The sequence below is a fragment of the Pseudomonas sp. 3A(2025) genome (assembly GCF_054589175.1).
Genome location: NZ_BAAILM010000039.1, coordinates 156,928 through 174,449, shown reverse-complemented (window position 1 = coordinate 174,449; position 17,522 = coordinate 156,928). Strand labels below are relative to the sequence as shown.

The 17,522-nt window shown below is 62.9% G+C and carries 16 protein-coding genes; 11 read left to right on the top strand and 5 right to left on the bottom strand.

All coding sequences use genetic code 11. The features are described from left to right. The first annotated feature begins 147 nt into the window (after window positions 1-147). From ACYP2A_RS16415 to ACYP2A_RS16385, 7 genes are read left to right on the top strand one after another with little or no spacing between them, the layout of a single operon-like run. On the top strand, window positions 148-1,905 hold the full coding sequence (locus ACYP2A_RS16415) for a carbamoyltransferase family protein (protein ID WP_459746585.1): 1,758 nt from the start codon (window positions 148-150) through the stop codon (window positions 1,903-1,905). Continuing rightward, entirely contained in the window at window positions 1,889-3,019 is a 1,131-nt protein-coding gene (locus tag ACYP2A_RS16410; protein WP_459746583.1) for a glycosyltransferase, read from the top strand. Before ACYP2A_RS16415 ends, ACYP2A_RS16410 begins: the two co-directional genes overlap by 17 nt. Next, complete coding sequence (locus tag ACYP2A_RS16405; RefSeq protein ID WP_459746581.1) at window positions 3,019-3,915, top strand: antimicrobial resistance protein Mig-14; 897 nt, start codon at window positions 3,019-3,021, stop codon at window positions 3,913-3,915. Before ACYP2A_RS16410 ends, ACYP2A_RS16405 begins: the two co-directional genes overlap by 1 nt. Next, window positions 3,912-5,318, top strand: coding sequence for a PIG-L family deacetylase (locus ACYP2A_RS16400; RefSeq protein ID WP_459746579.1), 1,407 nt, complete (start codon window positions 3,912-3,914; stop codon window positions 5,316-5,318). The genes ACYP2A_RS16405 and ACYP2A_RS16400 overlap by 4 nt, the downstream gene beginning before the upstream one ends. A gap of 37 nt (window positions 5,319-5,355) precedes the next feature. Further along, on the top strand, window positions 5,356-6,312 hold the full coding sequence (locus ACYP2A_RS16395) for a glycosyltransferase family protein (RefSeq protein ID WP_459746578.1): 957 nt from the start codon (window positions 5,356-5,358) through the stop codon (window positions 6,310-6,312). Window positions 6,313-6,342: 30 nt separating this feature from the next. Then, window positions 6,343-7,116 (top strand): glycosyltransferase family 2 protein, encoded by a 774-nt coding sequence (locus ACYP2A_RS16390; RefSeq protein WP_459746577.1) that lies wholly within the window; start codon window positions 6,343-6,345, stop codon window positions 7,114-7,116. Continuing rightward, window positions 7,106-8,284 carry an O-antigen ligase domain-containing protein gene (locus ACYP2A_RS16385; protein WP_459746576.1) on the top strand — a complete coding sequence of 393 codons (1,179 nt, stop codon included), beginning with the start codon at window positions 7,106-7,108 and terminating at the stop codon, window positions 8,282-8,284. Before ACYP2A_RS16390 ends, ACYP2A_RS16385 begins: the two co-directional genes overlap by 11 nt. A gap of 12 nt (window positions 8,285-8,296) precedes the next feature. Here ACYP2A_RS16385 and ACYP2A_RS16380 read toward each other — a convergent pair whose 3' ends face one another. Beyond that, the gene (locus ACYP2A_RS16380; protein WP_459746575.1) at window positions 8,297-8,935 is read right to left on the bottom strand and encodes a phosphotransferase; all 639 of its coding nucleotides are present in this window, start codon (window positions 8,933-8,935) and stop codon (window positions 8,297-8,299) included. Between the two features lie 112 nt (window positions 8,936-9,047). Here ACYP2A_RS16380 and msbA point away from each other — a divergent pair, with 112 nt between their 5' ends. Further along, on the top strand, window positions 9,048-10,850 hold the full coding sequence (msbA, locus tag ACYP2A_RS16375; protein WP_459746573.1) for a lipid A export permease/ATP-binding protein MsbA: 1,803 nt from the start codon (window positions 9,048-9,050) through the stop codon (window positions 10,848-10,850). 81 nt (window positions 10,851-10,931) lie between these two features. Further along, complete coding sequence (hldE, locus tag ACYP2A_RS16370; RefSeq protein WP_459746572.1) at window positions 10,932-12,353, top strand: bifunctional D-glycero-beta-D-manno-heptose-7-phosphate kinase/D-glycero-beta-D-manno-heptose 1-phosphate adenylyltransferase HldE; 1,422 nt, start codon at window positions 10,932-10,934, stop codon at window positions 12,351-12,353. 15 nt (window positions 12,354-12,368) lie between these two features. On the opposite strand, the gene ACYP2A_RS16365 is transcribed toward hldE, so the two are convergent. From ACYP2A_RS16365 to ACYP2A_RS16350, 4 genes are read right to left on the bottom strand one after another with little or no spacing between them, the layout of a single operon-like run. Further along, window positions 12,369-13,331, bottom strand: coding sequence for a metal ABC transporter ATPase (locus ACYP2A_RS16365; protein WP_459746571.1), 963 nt, complete (start codon window positions 13,329-13,331; stop codon window positions 12,369-12,371). A gap of 36 nt (window positions 13,332-13,367) precedes the next feature. After that, a complete protein-coding gene (locus ACYP2A_RS16360) occupies window positions 13,368-14,183 on the bottom strand; it encodes an aldo/keto reductase (RefSeq protein ID WP_459746570.1) in 816 nt (271 codons plus the stop codon). Next, window positions 14,180-15,355, bottom strand: coding sequence for an NAD(P)/FAD-dependent oxidoreductase (locus ACYP2A_RS16355; protein WP_459746569.1), 1,176 nt, complete (start codon window positions 15,353-15,355; stop codon window positions 14,180-14,182). Before ACYP2A_RS16355 ends, ACYP2A_RS16360 begins: the two co-directional genes overlap by 4 nt. A 42-nt stretch (window positions 15,356-15,397) precedes the next feature. Beyond that, window positions 15,398-15,730, bottom strand: coding sequence for a DMT family transporter (locus ACYP2A_RS16350; protein ID WP_459746567.1), 333 nt, complete (start codon window positions 15,728-15,730; stop codon window positions 15,398-15,400). Window positions 15,731-15,817: 87 nt separating this feature from the next. Here ACYP2A_RS16350 and ACYP2A_RS16345 point away from each other — a divergent pair, with 87 nt between their 5' ends. Together ACYP2A_RS16345 and ACYP2A_RS16340 are read left to right on the top strand one after the other, a co-directional pair. Next, window positions 15,818-16,708, top strand: coding sequence for a LysR family transcriptional regulator (locus tag ACYP2A_RS16345; protein ID WP_459746566.1), 891 nt, complete (start codon window positions 15,818-15,820; stop codon window positions 16,706-16,708). A 37-nt stretch (window positions 16,709-16,745) separates the two neighbouring features. Beyond that, a partial coding sequence (locus ACYP2A_RS16340; protein WP_459746564.1) for a 3-deoxy-D-manno-octulosonic acid transferase occupies window positions 16,746-17,522 on the top strand: 777 nt, incomplete at its 3' end.

The window sequence follows — 17,522 nt, the reverse complement described above, 5'->3', positions numbered from 1 at the left end:
AAGAAGCAGCATTCTGTCCCCGCGCAGCCAAAATTCCGGTCATTAGGCTATAATCCCGCGCTTTAGCTGTCCCGGCCCGCTGTGCGGGGGGCACTCCTTTTCTCGGGCGCACAGCGCCCGCAAGCAGACTAAAGAGGCTAGACCCTAGTGGCATTGACGATCCTTGGCCTGTCTGGCGCCCTTAGCCATGATCCTTCTGCGGCCCTGTACATCGACGGCAAACTGATTGCCGCCGCCGAAGAAGAGCGCTTCGTGCGCGACAAGCACGCAAAGAACCGCATGCCTTACGAGTCGGCGAAGTTCTGCCTGGAGCAGGCCGGCATCAAGCCGTCGGACGTCGACGTGGTGGCGATTCCGTTCGCACCGATCAGCCTGTTCGGCAAGGCCCGCTGGCACTACGCCAAGCGCTACTGGTATGCACCGGACCGCGCCCTGGATGCGCTGTTGATGGGCAACCGCCGCTACAAGCGCTACCGCAACAAGATCGTCTGGTGCCTGGAGCAACTGGGCTTCGACCCGAAAAAGATCAAGATCGAGCCGGTCGAGCACCACCTGGCCCACGCCGCCAGCGCCTATCACTGCTCGGGCTTTACCGAGAAAACCGCGATCCTGGGCATCGACGGCAAGGGCGAGTACGCCACGACCTTCTTCGGTTATGGCGAGCACGGCAAGATCCACAAGATCAAGGAATTCTACGACCCCGACTCGCTGGGCGGCCTGTACGGCGCGATCACCGAGTTCCTCGGCTTCGAGATGCTCGACGGCGAGTTCAAGGTCATGGGCATGGCGCCGTATGGTGATGCCAGCAAATACGACTTCTCGCGCCTGGCGACTTTCGAGAATGGCGAGTTGGTGATCAACACCGAACTGGCCAACGTCATCGGCCTGCGCCGCTATAAAGAGAAGGGCAAGGGGTTCTACTTCTCGCCCAAGCTGATCGAATGGCTGGGCCCCAAGCGCGTCGGCGATGTCGCCGACGAGCCGTACATCCATTACGCGGCAAGCATGCAGGCGCTGTTTGAAAAGCTCGCCCTGCAGATGATGGACCACTATCTGGGCGACATCCTCAAGCAGACCGGCAAAATCGCCTTTGCCGGCGGCTGTGCGCTGAACGTCAAGCTCAACCAGAAAATCATCGCCCGTCCCGAAGTCAAGGAGCTGTTCGTGCAGCCGGCTTCCGGCGACGCCGGTACGGCGGTCGGTGCGGCAGCCTACGTGTCGCATGCCCGTGGCGTGCCGGTCGAGAAGATGGAACACGTCTACCTCGGCCCCTCGTACAGCAACGAAGACGTGATCGCGGCCTGCGCCCGTCACCCGAGCCAGCCCAAGTGGCGCAAGATCGACAACATGCCCGAGCGCATCGCGCAGATCATGGTCGACGGCAACCCGGTGGCCTGGTTCCAGGGGCGCATGGAGTTCGGTCCGCGTGCCCTCGGCGGTCGTTCGATCATCGGCTGCCCGAGCGTGCCGGGCGTGGCCAACCGCATCAACGAGCAGATCAAGTTCCGCGAGCGCTGGAGACCCTTCTGCCCGTCGATGCTCGACACCGTTGCACCGCAGATGATCACCATCGATCACCCGGCGCCGTTCATGACCTTCACCTTTGAAGTGGCCGAAGAATGGAAAACCCGCGTGCCGGAAGTCGTCCATGAAGACGGCACCTCGCGGGCCCAGGTGCTCAAGCGCGAATACAACCCGCGCTACTACGACATGATGAAAGCGCTGGAAAACCTCACCGGCAACGGCGTGTCGCTGAACACCTCGCTGAACCGCCGTGGTGAACCGATGATCTGCTCGCCGACCGACGCGCTGAACATGTTCTTCGGCTCGGACCTGGAGTACCTGATCATGGAAGATATTCTGGTCGTCAAAGACGGTGTGAAGGCTTATGACACTGCCGGCTGAGCGCCATGTGTTGCAGTTCTGCCACGGCTATGACGGGCCGTTCCTGGACTGCGCACGGCAGTACGCCAGTTTGTTCGCCGGCAAGGGCTACCGGGTGACCACGGTATTTCTGACCGGCGACTACAACCCGGACGTGATTGCCGACTGTGGCTCTGACGAAGTGCTGTTCATGCAGTTCAGCTCCAGCGCCATTCGTGGCCTGAAGCTGGGCGCCATCGCGGCATTGCGCAAGATCGCCGCCACCCGGCGCTTCGACTTTTGTATCGCGCACCGCTTCAAGCCGGTGTACATCGCCTTGCTGGCAACCCGGTTGCCGGTCATCGGTGTGCACCACGCTTTCGGCGACTACCAGCGCGGCAGCCGCCGGCTGTTCGCTAATCTGTTTCGCCAGCGCCTGAGCCTGCTCGGGGTGTCGGATGCGGTGCGTGACGACATGCGCAAGAGCCTGCCCAAGTGGCCGGCCGAGCGTATCGAGACGCTGTATAACCGCATCGACGTCGAACAACTGCAAGGCAGCCAGTTCAGCCGCGAAGACGCTCGTCGCGAGCTGAAACTGGCGCCCGACGCCTGGATTGTCGCCAATGTCGGGCGCCTGCACCCGGACAAGGACCAGGCCACGCTGCTGCGCGGCTTTGCCCATGTGCTGCCGGACCTGCCGGCAGGCAGTCAACTGGTGATTCTCGGCAAGGGCCGCCTGGAGCAGTCGCTCAAGGACCTGGCACTGGAGCTGGGCATCGCCGCGCAGGTGCTGTTTCTTGGTCAGGTGCCTGACGCACGGCGCTACTTCAAGGCTTTCGATGTGTTTGCCCTGAGTTCCGACCACGAACCGTTCGGCATGGTGCTGCTGGAGGCCATGGTCGCCGGCTTGCCGTTGCTGGCCACCTCCTGTGGCGGCGCCAAAGAAGTGGTCGAGGGTGTGGGTGTGTTGTTTCCGTTGGGCGATGCCGAGCACATGGCCCAAGGGCTGGTGCATCTGTCGCGGCTCGATGACGGCCAGCGCCAGGCGTGCGCCGAACAGATGCTGCAACGGCTGCAAACGCGTTTTTCCGATCATGCGGTGCGCAAGGTGTTCTGGCACCTGCCGCAGGTCACCCGGCTGGCTGTGGAGTCTTGATGCTCAATTTCTTTCAGGGCTTTCGCGAGCGCGGCTGGACCGCTGTCGATGCCGCCACCTACGAACAGACCTGGCAGCGTTATGGCGGCAGCGTGGCCACGCATCCCCAGGTGGTCGAGCGGCTTTCGGCACTGGCCGGCATTCCCGTGCGCTATCTGGCCTGGGAGCAGGGCGGCGAGCTCAAGGCGGCCATTGCTACCTGGGGCCGGGCGCTGGCGCTGGACAAGGGCGAACTCAAGCGGCATGGCAAAAAGGGTCTGTTCGACCTCGGCAATTCCGAGCTGATCGTACCGGTGGCCGAGGATGCACAGATAGCGCTGCGCCATCGCGGCCGCTACCTGTCGGCGCTTAACGAAGGCCGGATCAGCACCTACAAGGCGCAGGCCGAGTCGCTGGCCATGGCCCGTACGCCTGAGGACCTGTCAAAAAAGTTTCGCTATAACCAGCGTCGTGAATTGCGCCTGCTCGAAGAGGCCGGCGGCACGGTGCACGCGGTCAGCGAGTTCGACAGCGCGACGCTGGCGCGTATCTACTGCGACCTGTTTCAACGCCGCTGGGGCTTTGCCGCCACCGGTGCCGAACGCATGGTCGATGTGATCGAGCTGCTGCGCGAATGGCTGATCGGCTCGGTGCTGTTTCTTGACGGTGCGCCGATTGCGATCCAGCTGGTGTACCGCGTCGAGGCGCCACGCTGGGTCAGCGTCGAGTACGTCAACGGCGGCGTCGACCCGGAAAACCGCGCGTTCAGCCCCGGCAGCGTGCTGAGCTTCATCAACACCCAGAGCGCCTGGGAAAGCGCTCGGGCCCTGAACAAGCCGTTGCGCTTCTCGTTCGGCCGCGCCGACCGTGAGTACAAGGACCGTTGGTGCAACCCCGTCCCGGTATTTCAGGTGTGAGCCGCAAACAACAGTTACTCAAGCGCCATCGGCGCAACAAGCGCATCGCCTTGCTGGTGGTTCTGCTGGCGTTGATCGCCGCTGGCGTGTTGCTGGCCTGGTGGCTGGTGCCGCTGCTGGCCGTGCTGGTATGGATGGCCCATGAAGCCTGGTTTGCCGACCATCTGTTCTATGCGCCGGGCGACGACTATCAATACCGCTTTGCCGACCGTGACGAAGTGCCGGGCGTGCAACTGGACAAGGGCCGCTTGAGCGTCGCGCTGCCCGGCCCGTTGCAGGGCGATGAAACCCTGATTCTGGCTGTCAGCGTGCGCAGCCACTGGCTGGGGCGTTTTCTTGACCCTGCCGTGCACCTTCTCGGCAGCGACGAGGGCGATGTGCAAACCTTCGAACGCGGCGTCGATGGCGTGCGCTACCTGAACCTGACCGGCCTGGGTCGCTCGCTGGGCGAAGGCCAGTTGCAACTGCGCGGGCGCTTTTGCACAGTAGGCGGCACGCCGCGCCTATGGCTGTCACGGCATGCCGACGCCCGCCGGCAGCGGGTCATGGTCATTGCCCCGCATGCCGACGACGCAGAACTTGCCGCCTATGGCTTGTACAGCCAGGCCGATGAAGCCTGGATCGTGACCCTGACGGCTGGCGAAATCGAAGCCGGGCATTACCGGCGCATGGGCATGAACACCCACGAGGCGGCGCAACTCAAGGGCCGTTTGCGCGCCTGGGACAGCATTGCGGTGCCGCGCTGGGCCGGCGTGCCTGAGGCGCATTGCGTGCAACTGGGTTACTTTTGCCTGCAACTGCCGGCCATGCAGGCCGCCCCCGAGCAGCCGGTCGCTTCACGCGAGGCCGGGCTGGCCGATACCCGGCTGTTTCGCCAGTTCAACCGCCTGGCGCTGCCCGGCGATGACGGCGTGCCGAGCTGGAACAACCTGCTCGCCGACCTGCGCGCCGTGATTTTGCAGGCTCGCCCGCAAGTGCTGGTGATGCCGCAACCAAGCATCGACCCGCACCCGGACCATATCTGCGCGCAGGCGGCAGTGCGCGAGGCTTTGCAAGGCCTGGCCTGGCAGCCGGAGCTGATCCTCGGCTACGCCAACCACCTGCACGACAACGACCGCTGGCCGATGGGCAATGCCCATGAAGGCGTAAGCCTGCCGCCGGTGTTCGATGACGGGCAGACGCTGACGCCTTACAGCCTGGTGCTGCCGGCCGAAGTGCGCCGCGACAAGGCCATGGCGCTGGGCATGATGCACGACCTGCAACCGCCGATGCCGTTCAAGCGCAAGCTGCGCAGGCTGTTGCAGCGTGTGCTGGCCGGGCGGCGGGTGCCTGCCGAGGGTGAGAACGAATTTTTCCGTAAGGCTGTGCGGCGCCATGAACTGTTCTGGCGCAGCGACATTTAATTGCGCTTCAGCAGGCACTGCGACTGCAAGGAAACCCATGAAAGTTCTATTTCTGGTCCAGAAGGAACAGCGCGCCATTCTCGACCGCCTGTACGAAGGCATCGCGGCGCACTGCGAATGCGACCTGCGCTGGCTGAGTTCCGAAGAACAGCGCGACCTGCGCGGGTATTTCCGCCGCGAAGTGGACGTGAGCCGCTACGACCGGATCGTGTTCTTTCTGCGCTTCAAGCAAGAAGTGCGGCAGGTGGGCTTTATCCGTAGTTTGCCCAATCTGGTGATCCTGGAGCACGACGCCTACCAGAATTACATCCCGTGCAAATACACCGGCAAGTTCAGCGCCCATTACCGCAAGTTGCCCTGGGCACGGGTGATTACCTCGGGCTTTGTGGTCACCGAGCGGCTGCGCGCCGAAGGGTTCGATGCGGTGTTCGTGCCCAAGGGCTACGACCAGAGCCTGGTTCAAGGCCAGGGTCGCGAGCGCGATATCGAGCTGGCCTTTGTCGGCAGCACCAAGAGTGTGGCGTATAGCGGCCGCAAGGCCTTGCTGGACGAACTGGCCAAGGTCGAACCGCTGCTGGTGACCCGCACCAAGTCGGGCGAGGAATACTGCGCCACGCTGAACCGCATCCGCTTTTTCGTCAGTGCCGATGTCGGCATGGGCGAGTACATGATCAAGAACTTCGAAGCCATGGCCTGCGGCTGCGTGTTGCTGGCGTTCGATCAGGGCAGCGAAGAAAACCGCGCGCTGGGTTTCGAGGACATGCGCAATATCGTGCTGTACCGCGACATCGACGAGTTGCGCAGCAAACTGCAGCTGTTACGTGAAGATACAGTGCTGGCAGATGAAATTTCCCGTAATGGGCAGACGCTGGTAGAGCAACGCTATACATTTCATGCCCTTGGCAAGACCATCGTCGAGGCGTTGCAGGCTCCGTTGCGGCCCCGTCCGGCCCCCGGCCTGCTGGATCGCGTGCGGAGCTGGTTCGGTGCGTAACCTCAAAAAACCTACAAAGATCGGGAGCCCATGATGGTATTCAGCGAAAACAGCGAGATCACTCTGGTTGTCACCAGTTGTGGTCGTTTCGACCTGTTGAAGCGCACCCTGGAAACGTTCGACCGTTTCAATACCGCGCCCATCCGCCATGTGCTGATTACCGAAGACTCCGGTGACGAACAGGTCAGGGCCTGTATTCCCGAGCACTGGCAGGCGCATACCCGGTTTATCGTCAACAACCCCAAGCTGGGCCAGATGCGTTCGGTCGATGCCGCCTATGCGCTGATCGAAACGAGTTGGGTCTTTCATTGCGAAGACGACTGGGACTTCTATCGCCCAGGTTTCATCGAAGAGTCGATGACCCTGCTGGTCAACGACCCGCAGGCCTTGCAGGTCTGGCTGCGCAGCTTCAACCACGACTTGATGGTGCACAGCCCCTACGTGTTTCTCAACGAGCGCGAAGTGGTGCAAGGCATCCCGTTCTACAGACTGGGCTCGCACAAACCGGAATGGCAGGGTTTTTCCTTCAACCCGGGTTTGCGTCGTCTGACAGACTACAAAGAGCATGCACCGTATGCTGAGCACGGCGGCGAAAAGAAGCTGTCTCAGGTCTATGCTGCACAAAACCGCTATGCCCTGATTCTTGAAAACGACGCGGTTCTGCACACCGGCTTTGGCAGCCATGTGGTGGTGTCTCAGGAGCGTGTAGACAAACAACGCCGCAAGCGCCGCGAACGGGTCAAGCTGATCGCCACGCTGGTTGCGGGTCTGATAACAGGTTGGTTACTCCATAATGTCGGTTGATGGTCTGCGTGCCCCGCTCAGCAAGAGCCAGCTCTACTTCGGCACCGCCCTGTGCGCTTTTTTGCTGAGCTTCATCCTGCACGACTCGGCCAAGTTCACCAATAATCTGTTCTACGCCACCATGGCGCTGCCGGGCCTGTTCTTCCTGATCAAGGCCCGTGGCGCAAAAGTCTTCAGCCAGCCATTGGGGCGTGTCTGGGCCGCCTTCATGCTGTGGTTTCTGGTACCGGCGGTGTTCTCGGCCGACTTCCAGTTCTATAAGCACATTGTCTACGTCAGTCTGTTCGTGTTCATTATCGCGGGGCTTACGCCGACGACGCTGTTCAATGGCGGGGTGTTCGTGCGCGGGCTGTTCTGGAGCGTGTGCCTGTACATCTTCGTCGGCAGCCTGCACAGCTGGACGACCGGGCAGTTCGTGCTCGGCGAGCGGGTCGCGATTTTGCCGGGCCGTGTCGACAACGTGATCTACAGCAGCGCCTGGCTGGTCTGTGCGCTGGCACTGGCGATGCCGTTGTGGGTCCGGCAACGGCGCTGGGTCGAGGCCATCGCTGCCATCGCCCTGACCTTGCTGGCGGCCGCCTATGTGGTGCAGACCCGTACCGCGCTGGTCGGCCTGGGCCTGTTGCTGGGGTTGTGGGGCTTGTATACCCTTTACCGTTTTCCGCGTGCGGCCAGCGCCGCCTTGCTGGCAGTGGTCCTGATCACCGGCCTGGCGCTGTGGTTGTGCTGGGAAGAACAGTGGGTGCGGTTGTTGTTCGTGCGTGGCGACTCGTACCGCATCGAACTGTTCGAGATCATGACCGCCGAGTGGGGGCACTGTGGCTGGATTCTGGGTTGCGGCGTCGACTTCCAGACCACCCGCACTCTGACCGGCGGCATCCCGATTCAGCATCCGCACAATATCTTCGTCGCGATGGGGCTGTACACCGGCGGTGTATCGCTGGTGCTGTTCGTGGTGGTCATGGCCATGAGCCTGTGGCAAGCCTGGCGCCAGCGCGATGCCTGGGGATGTTACCTGGCCTGTGCGCTGGTGATGCTCAACTTCGACGGCAGCAAGCTGGTGGGCAACCCGGACGAACTATGGCTGCTGGTGCTGCTGCCGGCGGCGATGATTCTGGGGCGCCGGGTACAGCGCGCACCTGCACCGATCCTCGAGCGAACAGCGTAAAGCGGTCGGGCGTCAGCCCACCGCTTGCTTCAACTCTGCTTCGCTACACACGCTCTGCGCCGCCAGATAGGCTTCGATAAACGCAGGATTGTCTTCACCCAGCAGCCATTGGCGGTCCTGGGTGTAGCGCAGCATGTGTTTGAAGTTGCGCAGGCGCAACGCCTTGCGCAAGGGTTGGCGGTAGGTCTTCATGTCGGCGATGTCGATCAGGCCTAAGGTGCCTTCGGGCGTCAGCACCACATTGCCCAGGTGCGCCGAACGAAAATAGATGCCTTTGTGATGCAGGTCGGCGATAAAGCGCCCCAGTTGACGACGCAGTTCGTCGTCGCGGCTCACATCGTCTAGCAACTGGCGCAGGGTCTTGCCGGGCAGCGGCGTGTAATGCACCGCATCGCGCTCGATGGCGGCAATCCGGAACACACAGCGCACCTGCGGGCAGGGCACCGCCCGTTGCGCCAGGGTCTGGCAATTGTCGGCAAAGCGGGTGGCGTAGGGGTACCAGGCGGCCGAGCTGATCAGGCGCTTGCGGCGGAACAGCTTGAGCATCGAGCCGTCGAGCAGGCGCAAGACTTTATCGCCCGTGCCGTCGGCTTCGAGTACTTCTGCGCCCTGGACCAGGTCAAGGTAGCGGGCATGGTCAAGCGCTTGCATCGATACTCCGGATTCTGCGTCAGCCTGTCGAGGTCGGCCATGTTACCCCAGCAGGCAGCCACAAAAAGAGCTTGTGATACAATTCGGCCTCTTTTTGACTCGACGGATTCCCATGGCAACTTCCGAATCGTCCGCGCCGTCCAGCGTGAAGATCTATCTACGTCTGTTGACCTATGTGCGTCCGTATGTGGGCATCTTTCTGCTCAGTATCGTCGGCTTTGTGATCTTCGCCTCGACCCAGCCGATGCTGGCCGGCATTCTCAAATACTTCGTCGACGGCCTGAGCAACCCCGAAGTGGTGTTGTTCCCCAACGTGCCTTACCTCAACAAACTGCAATTGCTGCAGGCTGTGCCGCTGCTGATCGTATTGATTGCGGCCTGGCAAGGGCTGGGTTCGTTTCTGGGCAACTACTTTCTGGCCAAGGTCTCGCTGGGGCTGGTGCACGACCTGCGCGTCGAACTGTTCAACAAGCTGCTGGTGCTGCCCAACCGCTATTTCGATACCCACAACTCCGGCCACCTGATCTCGCGCATCACCTTCAACGTGACCATGGTCACCGGTGCCGCCACCGATGCCATCAAGGTGGTGATCCGCGAAGGCCTGACCGTGGTGTTCCTGTTCATCTACCTGTTGTGGATGAACTGGAAACTGACCCTGGTGATGCTCGCGATCCTGCCGCTGATCGCGGTCATGGTCAGCAGTGCCAGCAAGAAATTTCGCAAGCAGAGCAAGAAAATCCAGGTGGCCATGGGCGATGTGACCCACGTGGCTTCCGAAACCATTCAGGGCTACCGCGTGGTGCGCAGCTTTGGCGGCGAGCAATACGAGCAGGATCGCTTTGCCAACGCCAGCAACAGCAACACCGAGAAGCAACTGCGCATGACCAAGACTGGCGCGGTGTATACGCCGATGCTGCAACTGGTGATCTACACCGCCATGGCCACGCTGATGTTTCTCGTGCTGCTGCTGCGCGGCGACGCCACGGCGGGCGATCTGGTCGCCTACATCACTGCCGCCGGCTTGCTGCCCAAGCCGATTCGCCAGTTGTCCGAAGTCAGCTCGACGATCCAGAAGGGCGTCGCGGGTGCCGAAAGCATCTTCGAACAGCTCGATGTGCCCGCCGAAGTCGATTCCGGCACCTTCGAGCGCGAGCGGGTGCAAGGTCGTCTGGAGGTCAAGAGCCTCAGCTTTACCTACCCGGAAACCGAGCGGGTGGTGCTCGACGACATCAGCTTTGTCGCAGAGCCTGGGCAAATGGTCGCACTGGTCGGGCGTTCGGGCAGCGGCAAGTCGACGCTGGCCAACCTGATTCCGCGCTTTTATGGCCATGAAACCGGGCAGATTCTGCTCGATGGTGTGGACATCAACGACTATCGTCTGCGCAACCTGCGTCGTCACATCGCCCAGGTCAATCAGAACGTCACCCTGTTCAACGACAGCGTGGCCAACAACATCGCCTATGGCGACCTGGCCGGCGCGCCGCGTAGCGATATCGAACAGGCGGCAGCGGCTGCTTACGCCAAGGAATTCATCGACCGTTTGCCCGAAGGCCTGGACACCCAGGTCGGCGAGAACGGCGTGCTGCTGTCCGGCGGCCAGCGCCAGCGCCTGGCAATTGCCCGTGCGTTGCTGAAAAACGCGCCGTTGCTGATTCTCGACGAAGCCACTTCGGCACTCGATACCGAGTCGGAGCGGCACATTCAGGGCGCACTGGATCAGGTCATGCAAGGACGGACCACGCTGGTCATCGCCCACCGCCTTTCGACCATCGAAAAGGCCGACCTGATTCTGGTCATGGACGGCGGGCGAATCGTCGAGCGCGGCACGCACAACCAGTTGCTGGCGCAGAACGGCTATTACGCCCGTCTGCATGCCATGGGGCTGGACGAGCCAGCGCCAGGCGGGGCGATTTGAATACAGCGGCGGGCGGCTCCAACAGATTAAAAACCCTGTGCTAAGATTCCGCCCCTGTTCAGTTCTGGTACGAGTTTGTCTATGAAGTTGTCCATGCCGCGTTTCGACCAAGCGCCTGTCCTGGTGGTGGGTGATGTCATGCTCGACCGTTACTGGCATGGCGGCACCTCGCGCATCTCTCCCGAGGCCCCGGTGCCGGTGGTCAAGGTCGACCAGATGGAGGACCGGCCCGGCGGCGCAGCCAACGTGGCGCTGAACATCGCGGCCCTGGGCGCACCGGCCTCGCTGGTCGGCGTCACCGGCACAGACGAAGCCGCCGAAAGCCTGGCCAACAGCCTCAAGGCTGCCGGTGTCGTGGCGCGCTTTCAGCGCATCGCGCATCAGCCGACCATCGTCAAGCTGCGGGTCATGAGTCGTCACCAGCAGCTGTTGCGCATCGATTTTGAAGAACCCTTTGCCACCGACGCCCTGGCCCTGAGTGCCGAAGTCGATACCTTGCTCGAAGGTGTCAAGGTGCTGGTATTGTCCGACTACGGCAAAGGCGCGTTGAAAAACCACCAGGCGTTGATCCAGGCTGCCCGCGAGCGGGGCATTCCGGTGCTGGCCGACCCCAAGGGTAAAGATTTCTCGATCTATCGCGGCGCCAGTGTGATCACCCCCAACCTCAGCGAATTCGAAGCCATCGTCGGCCATTGCCATGATGAAGCCGACCTGGTCGCCAAAGGCGCGCAGTTGATGCATGAGCTGGAACTGGGCGCTTTGCTGGTGACCCGTGGCGAGCACGGTATGACCCTGTTACGCCCGGACCACGCCGCCCTGCACCTGCCGGCCCGCGCCCGTGAAGTATTCGATGTCACCGGTGCCGGTGATACGGTCATTTCTACACTGGCCGCCGCGCTGGCCGCAGGCGAAGAGCTGCCCAATGCGGTGGGCCTGGCCAATCTGGCCGCCAGCCTTGTGGTCGGCAAGCTGGGTACGGCGGCCATCAGCGCCCCGGAACTGCGTCGCGCCATCCAGCGTGAAGAGGGTTCGGAGCGGGGTGTGCTGGGGCTGGAGCAGTTGCTGCTGGCAGTGGATGACGCCCGTGCGCATAACGAAAAGATCGTCTTTACCAATGGCTGCTTCGATATTTTGCACGCCGGTCATGTCACCTATCTGGAGCAGGCCCGTGCGCAGGGCGACCGGCTGATCGTCGCGATCAACGACGACGCCTCGGTCAGCCGCCTGAAAGGACCGGGCCGACCGATCAACAGCGTCGACCGGCGCATGGCCGTGCTGGCAGGTCTGGGCGCGGTAGACTGGGTGATCAGCTTTGCGCAAGGCACGCCTGAAAACCTGCTCAGCCACATCAAGCCCGATGTGCTGGTCAAGGGCGGCGATTACAGCGTTGATCAGGTGGTTGGCGCCGACATCGTCAGCGCCTATGGCGGCGAAGTGAAAGTGCTCGGCCTGGTCGCAAACAGCTCGACCACCGCCATCGTCGAGAAAATCCGCGGTCAATGATCCAAACGGTCGGCATTATTTGGCCAGTCGCGAGCGCGCTCTTTGCAGCAGCTCCCTGGCCTTGCCGGTCAGGCGCGTCAGCCCGGTGCTCTTCGGCGGCGGTGTCAGGCCCTGCTGGCGCAGCCAGTCCTTCCAGCGAATGCGCTCTTCACTGACGACCCAGCCCTCCTGACGGGCGAAGCTTTCGGCCAGGTACAACCCGCGCGTACCCACTGGCGTCAGCCGGTCGCGCTTGAGGGTGTACAGCTCCGGCAGCGGGCTGCCGTTTTCCAGCGGCATCAGGTACAGGTCCGGTTTGCTGCGGTTCAGGCGCGCCACCAGGTGCTGGTCTTCAAGGCTCTCATCGACATGAAACAGGCTCACCGGCCGGGCCTCGCGTGGAATTTCCAGACGCATGTCGTAGATCAGTTGCAGCGAGGCGGTGGGCAGGTGCACATAGGCGCGGGGTCGCTCGATCAGCGTCAGGCTGCCGCTGCGCACCGGTCTTGCCGCGCCGGACAATGGGCTCAGACTGAATGGCATGGCCTCGCGGTAGTGCAGCGCTGCGGCATACGGCGCTGGCAGCCAGGTGTCTTTGTATCGCCCGCTGAGCCAGCCTTGCGGGGTCTCGATCAGGCACTCTTCGGCCACTTCCTGAATGGCGGTGTGCAGCGGCAGGCTTAGCTCGTGGGCTGGCACGTAGCCGGAAATCAGCTTGAGCACCACATCGCCGCGATCCTTGCGCCGTTGCCGGACCAATACCCAGTAATCGCGGTTCTGCCAACTGAGGGTCAGGCGGATCGACACGCCCAGGTTGGCAAGTTCGGTGGTAAAGCGCTCGTTGTCCGGCACCTCGATCTTGCGCCGGCGTTGCAGGGTCTGGGCGAAGTTGAGTGGCATGCCGACAGGTTCATAACCGAGGCCTTCCGGGGTGGCCTCGACCAGCAACGACAGGGTCTTGAAGTTGCTGGGGTTGTTGCGGATCAGGGTTCGCGGCATATCGGCTCCTTCTTGCGTTGGGGTCGGCCGCCGGCGTCAGGTTTGACGACGAATCACGGCTGCGGCACTGGCCACGTTGTGCGCCAGGTGTACAGGGTTGATGGTCCCGACGATGGCACTGGCAACGCCGGGGTGCCCGAAGAGTAACCCGAAACTGGCCCGTACCGGGTCGACACCCGGTTCCAGACAGATGTGACCACTGGCCAGCGCCTTTTTCACCAGAATCGCTTTGCCGTGAGCCGCAGCGTAGTCCAGAACCGGTTTTTCGCCTTGTTCGTTGAGGTTGTAGGTGACCATGGCGCAGTCACCTTCATGCAACGCCTGCAGGCCGCCTTCAACGGTTTTGCCCGAGAAGCCGAAGCTGCGGATCTTGCCCTCGCGCTTGAGTTCGGCGAGGGTCTGGTACACCGCCGTGTCGTTGAGAATGGCCAGGTCGTTGCCGTCGGAGTGCACCAGTACCATGTCGATAAAATCAGTTTCGAGACGTTTCAGGCTGCGCTCGATGGAGTACCGCGTATGCGCGGCGCTGAAGTCGTGGTGCGACAGGCCGTTGGCGAACTCTTCGCCGACCTTGCTGACGATGACCCAGTCCTGACGCTGGCCACGCAGCAGCGGGCCGAGGCGTTCTTCGCTGATGCCGTAGGCGGGCGCGGTGTCGAGCAGGTTGATGCCCAGCTCGCGCGCCTGGCGCAACAGGCTGGCGGCCTGCTGGTCATCGGGGATGCTGAAGCCGTTGGGGTATTTCACCCCTTGGTCGCGGCCCAGCTTGACGGTGCCCAGGCCCAGCGGCGAAACGCTCAGGCCGGTACTGCCCAGCGGGCGATGCAGGTCGTGCAGGGTTGGCAGGGTCATGGCAGCAGTTGGTCCCACACAGGTATGGCCAACGGTGGCCGGGGCAGGTCGGCAGGCAAGGCGTGTGCGGTGGGCTGGATGCCGTCTTTGTCCAGCGCGGCCAGCACCCGGTCAGCGAAGTCCGGGGCCAGTGCCAGCTTGGTCGGCCAGCCGACCAGCAAAGGACCCTGCACATCGACAAAGGCGTTGTCCGGACGCACCAGACCCGACTGCTCGGGCTCGGCGCGGTCGACCCGCAAGGTCGCCCATTGCGCCTGGTCGAGGTCAACCCAAGGCAACAGTTTGTGCAGTTCTTCGCGGGCAGTGGCGATTTGCGCGGCAGGTTCACGGGCCACGCCATCGGCTTCGGCGATATCGCCGCCCAGGTACCAGACATGCTGGCCATCGGCGGCCGGGTGGGTGGTCACGGTGATGCGCGGCTTGGGGCCGCCGCCCAGGCAGTGGGCAAACAGCGGCTTGAGGGTCGGGCCTTTGACCAGCACCATGTGCAGCGGCCGGCGCTGCATTTTTGGCTGGTTGATACCCAGCGCCTCAAGCAACGACGCGGTGCCGGCACCGGCACTGAGCACGATGCGCTGCGCATGGATGTCGCGGCCGTCGACACGCAGGCCGACCAACTGGCCGTCGGCGTGCAGCGGCTCGATGGTCTGGCCGGCCAGCAGGCTGTCGCCGGCCAGTTGCGCCAGACGCTCGATCAGGCTCGGGACATCCACCACCAGTTCGGCCAGGCGATAGACCTTGCCCTTGAATCTGGGGTTTTGCAGCGCAGGTGGCAGGGCGTCGCCCTTGACCTGGTCGACCCGGCCGCGCACCGCCTTGCTGGCAAGGAAACTGGTGAGGTTGCCGGCCAGGGTGCCCGGCGACCAGAGATAGTGCGCCTCGGACAGCAAGCGCACGCCGGCCAGATCGATCTCGCCCTGGCCGTCCAGCGCTTCGCGCCAGCGCCGTGGCATGTCGGCAATCGCCTCGGAGGCGCCGCTGAGCGCGCCGTGCAGCGCGTACTTGGCGCCGCCATGAATGATGCCCTGCGATTTCAGGCTTTGCCCGCCGCCCAGAGGGCCGCTTTCTACCTGCACGGTGGAAAACCCTTGGCGACGCAGGCGGGCATTGAGCCAGAGACCGGCAACACCACCGCCCACGATCAGGACGTCGGTGGAAAGAACAGATGGCATGGGCACCTCTCAGCTAAACGATGCCCGGCATTATAGGGGCAATCAGTGCCCGGTGGTTTTCGAGAACAACTGGATCACCACCACGCCCAGTACGATCAGGCCCAGGCCGAGGATGGCCGGCAGGTCGAGCTTCTGGCCGTAGATAAACAGCGCGGCGATGCTGACCAGCACAATGCCCATGCCCGACCAGATGGCGTAGGTGATGCCCACCGGAATGGTGCGCACCACGATGATCAGCATCCAGAAGGCGATGGCATAACCACAAATCACCAGCAGCAGCGGCAGCGGGGTGCTCAGGCCTTTGACGGCTTTCATCGAGGTGGTGGCGATGACTTCGGCGCAGATGGCGATGGCCAGCAAGTAGTAGGCATTCATGGTGAAACTCCTTCTTTGGATGCCCGGCATTTTAGAGGTTGGTCAGATGGGGTAAAGTCATTAACCATCTGCTAGGGAGATAGGTTGATGGCCGAACAGTGGAATCTGGAGCAGCTTCGCGTGTTTCTGCGCGTGGCTGAATTACGCTCGTTTTCGGCCGTGGCCCGCGAGCAGCGCAAGGCGCAATCGGCGATCAGCAACGCCATTGCCCTGCTTGAAACCGATCTGGGTGTAACCCTGTTCGAACGCAGCAGCGGGCGGCAGCCGCGCCTGACCGACAATGGCGAGGCGCTGTTGGCCGATGCCCGTGAACTGCTGCGCCAGTGCGAGCGCCTGGACGGCCGGGCGCTGGCGCTGATGCGTGGTCAGGAGGCACTGCTGCGCATTGCTCAGGATGAGGCCATGCCTTATCAACCGGTGATCGACAGCCTGAAAGAGCTGTCGAGCCGCTTTCCTTATCTGCAAGTGCAACTGGCCAGCAACGCCCAGGGCGATGTGGCGCGCAAGCTGGTGGAGCGCCGGGCCGACCTCGGTCTGTTTTTTCACCATGAGCACATTCCGGCCTCGCTGGAGCGGCGTACGCTGGGCAGCGTCGAGATGGTTACCGTGTGCGCGGTCGATCACCCGCTGGCCCGTGAACGCCATGTCACCCGCCAGCAACTGGCGTGTCATCGCCAGTTGCTGATCACGCCACAGCAGAGCGATTACCCCGGCGGCGAGGCGATCAGCCCGCTGATCTGGCGTGCCGACAGTTTTTACGCCATGGCCGAGTTGCTGATGCGCGGCCTGGGCTGGGCCTGGCTGCCGCGCCATGTGGTGCAGTACCCGACGTATCAGGCGCAGATGGTCGAACTGGCCAGCGAATGGCGCCCGCCGGCACTGGTCACCGAACTGGCCTGGCGCCGCGACGAACCGCTGGGCCCCGCCGCCCAATGGCTGGCCGAACGCTTTGCCGTGCATTTACAGGCCATCGGATAGGCGCGGTCGCCGCCAGATCCTTGTAAACTTCGCCGCCATGAACAGAACCCTTTATACCCTGCTGTTTCACCTGGGCCTGCCGCTGGTTGCGCTGCGCCTGTTATTGCGTGCGCGCAAGGCGCCGGCTTATCGCCAGCGCATCAAGGAGCGCTTTGCCTTCGGCCTGCCGCCCATGCAGCCAGGCGGTATCTGGGTGCATGCGGTGTCGGTGGGCGAGAGCATCGCCGCCGCGCCGATGGTGCGCGCCTTGCTCAAGGCCTACCCGGAACTGCCGATCACCATCACCTGCATGACCCCCACCGGCTCCGAGCGTATTCGTGCGCTGTTCGCAGGCGAGCCGCGCATCCAGCACTGCTACCTGCCGTACGACCTGCCCTGGGCGGCGGCGCGGTTTCTCGATCATGTGCGGCCACGGCTGGGCGTCATCATGGAGACCGAGCTGTGGCCGAATCATATTCACCAATGCGCCCGTCGTGGCATTCCGGTGGTGCTGGCCAATGCCCGCTTGTCCGAGCGCTCGGCACGGGGCTACGGGCGTTTTGCCGGTCTGACCCGGCCAATGCTGGCCGAGATGAACGGCTTTGCGGTGCAGACCGAAACCGAAGCCGAACGCTTTCGGATGCTCGGCGCGCGACCTGAATGCGTGACGGTAACCGGTTCGATCAAGTTTGACCTGAGCATCGACCCGCACCTGTTGGTGCAGGCGGCGCAATTGCGCGAGCAGTGGCAGGCCGGCGCGCGACCGGTGTGGATCGCGGCCAGTACCCATGCGGGCGAGGACGAAAGCATTCTGGCGGCGCATCGGCAGATTCTG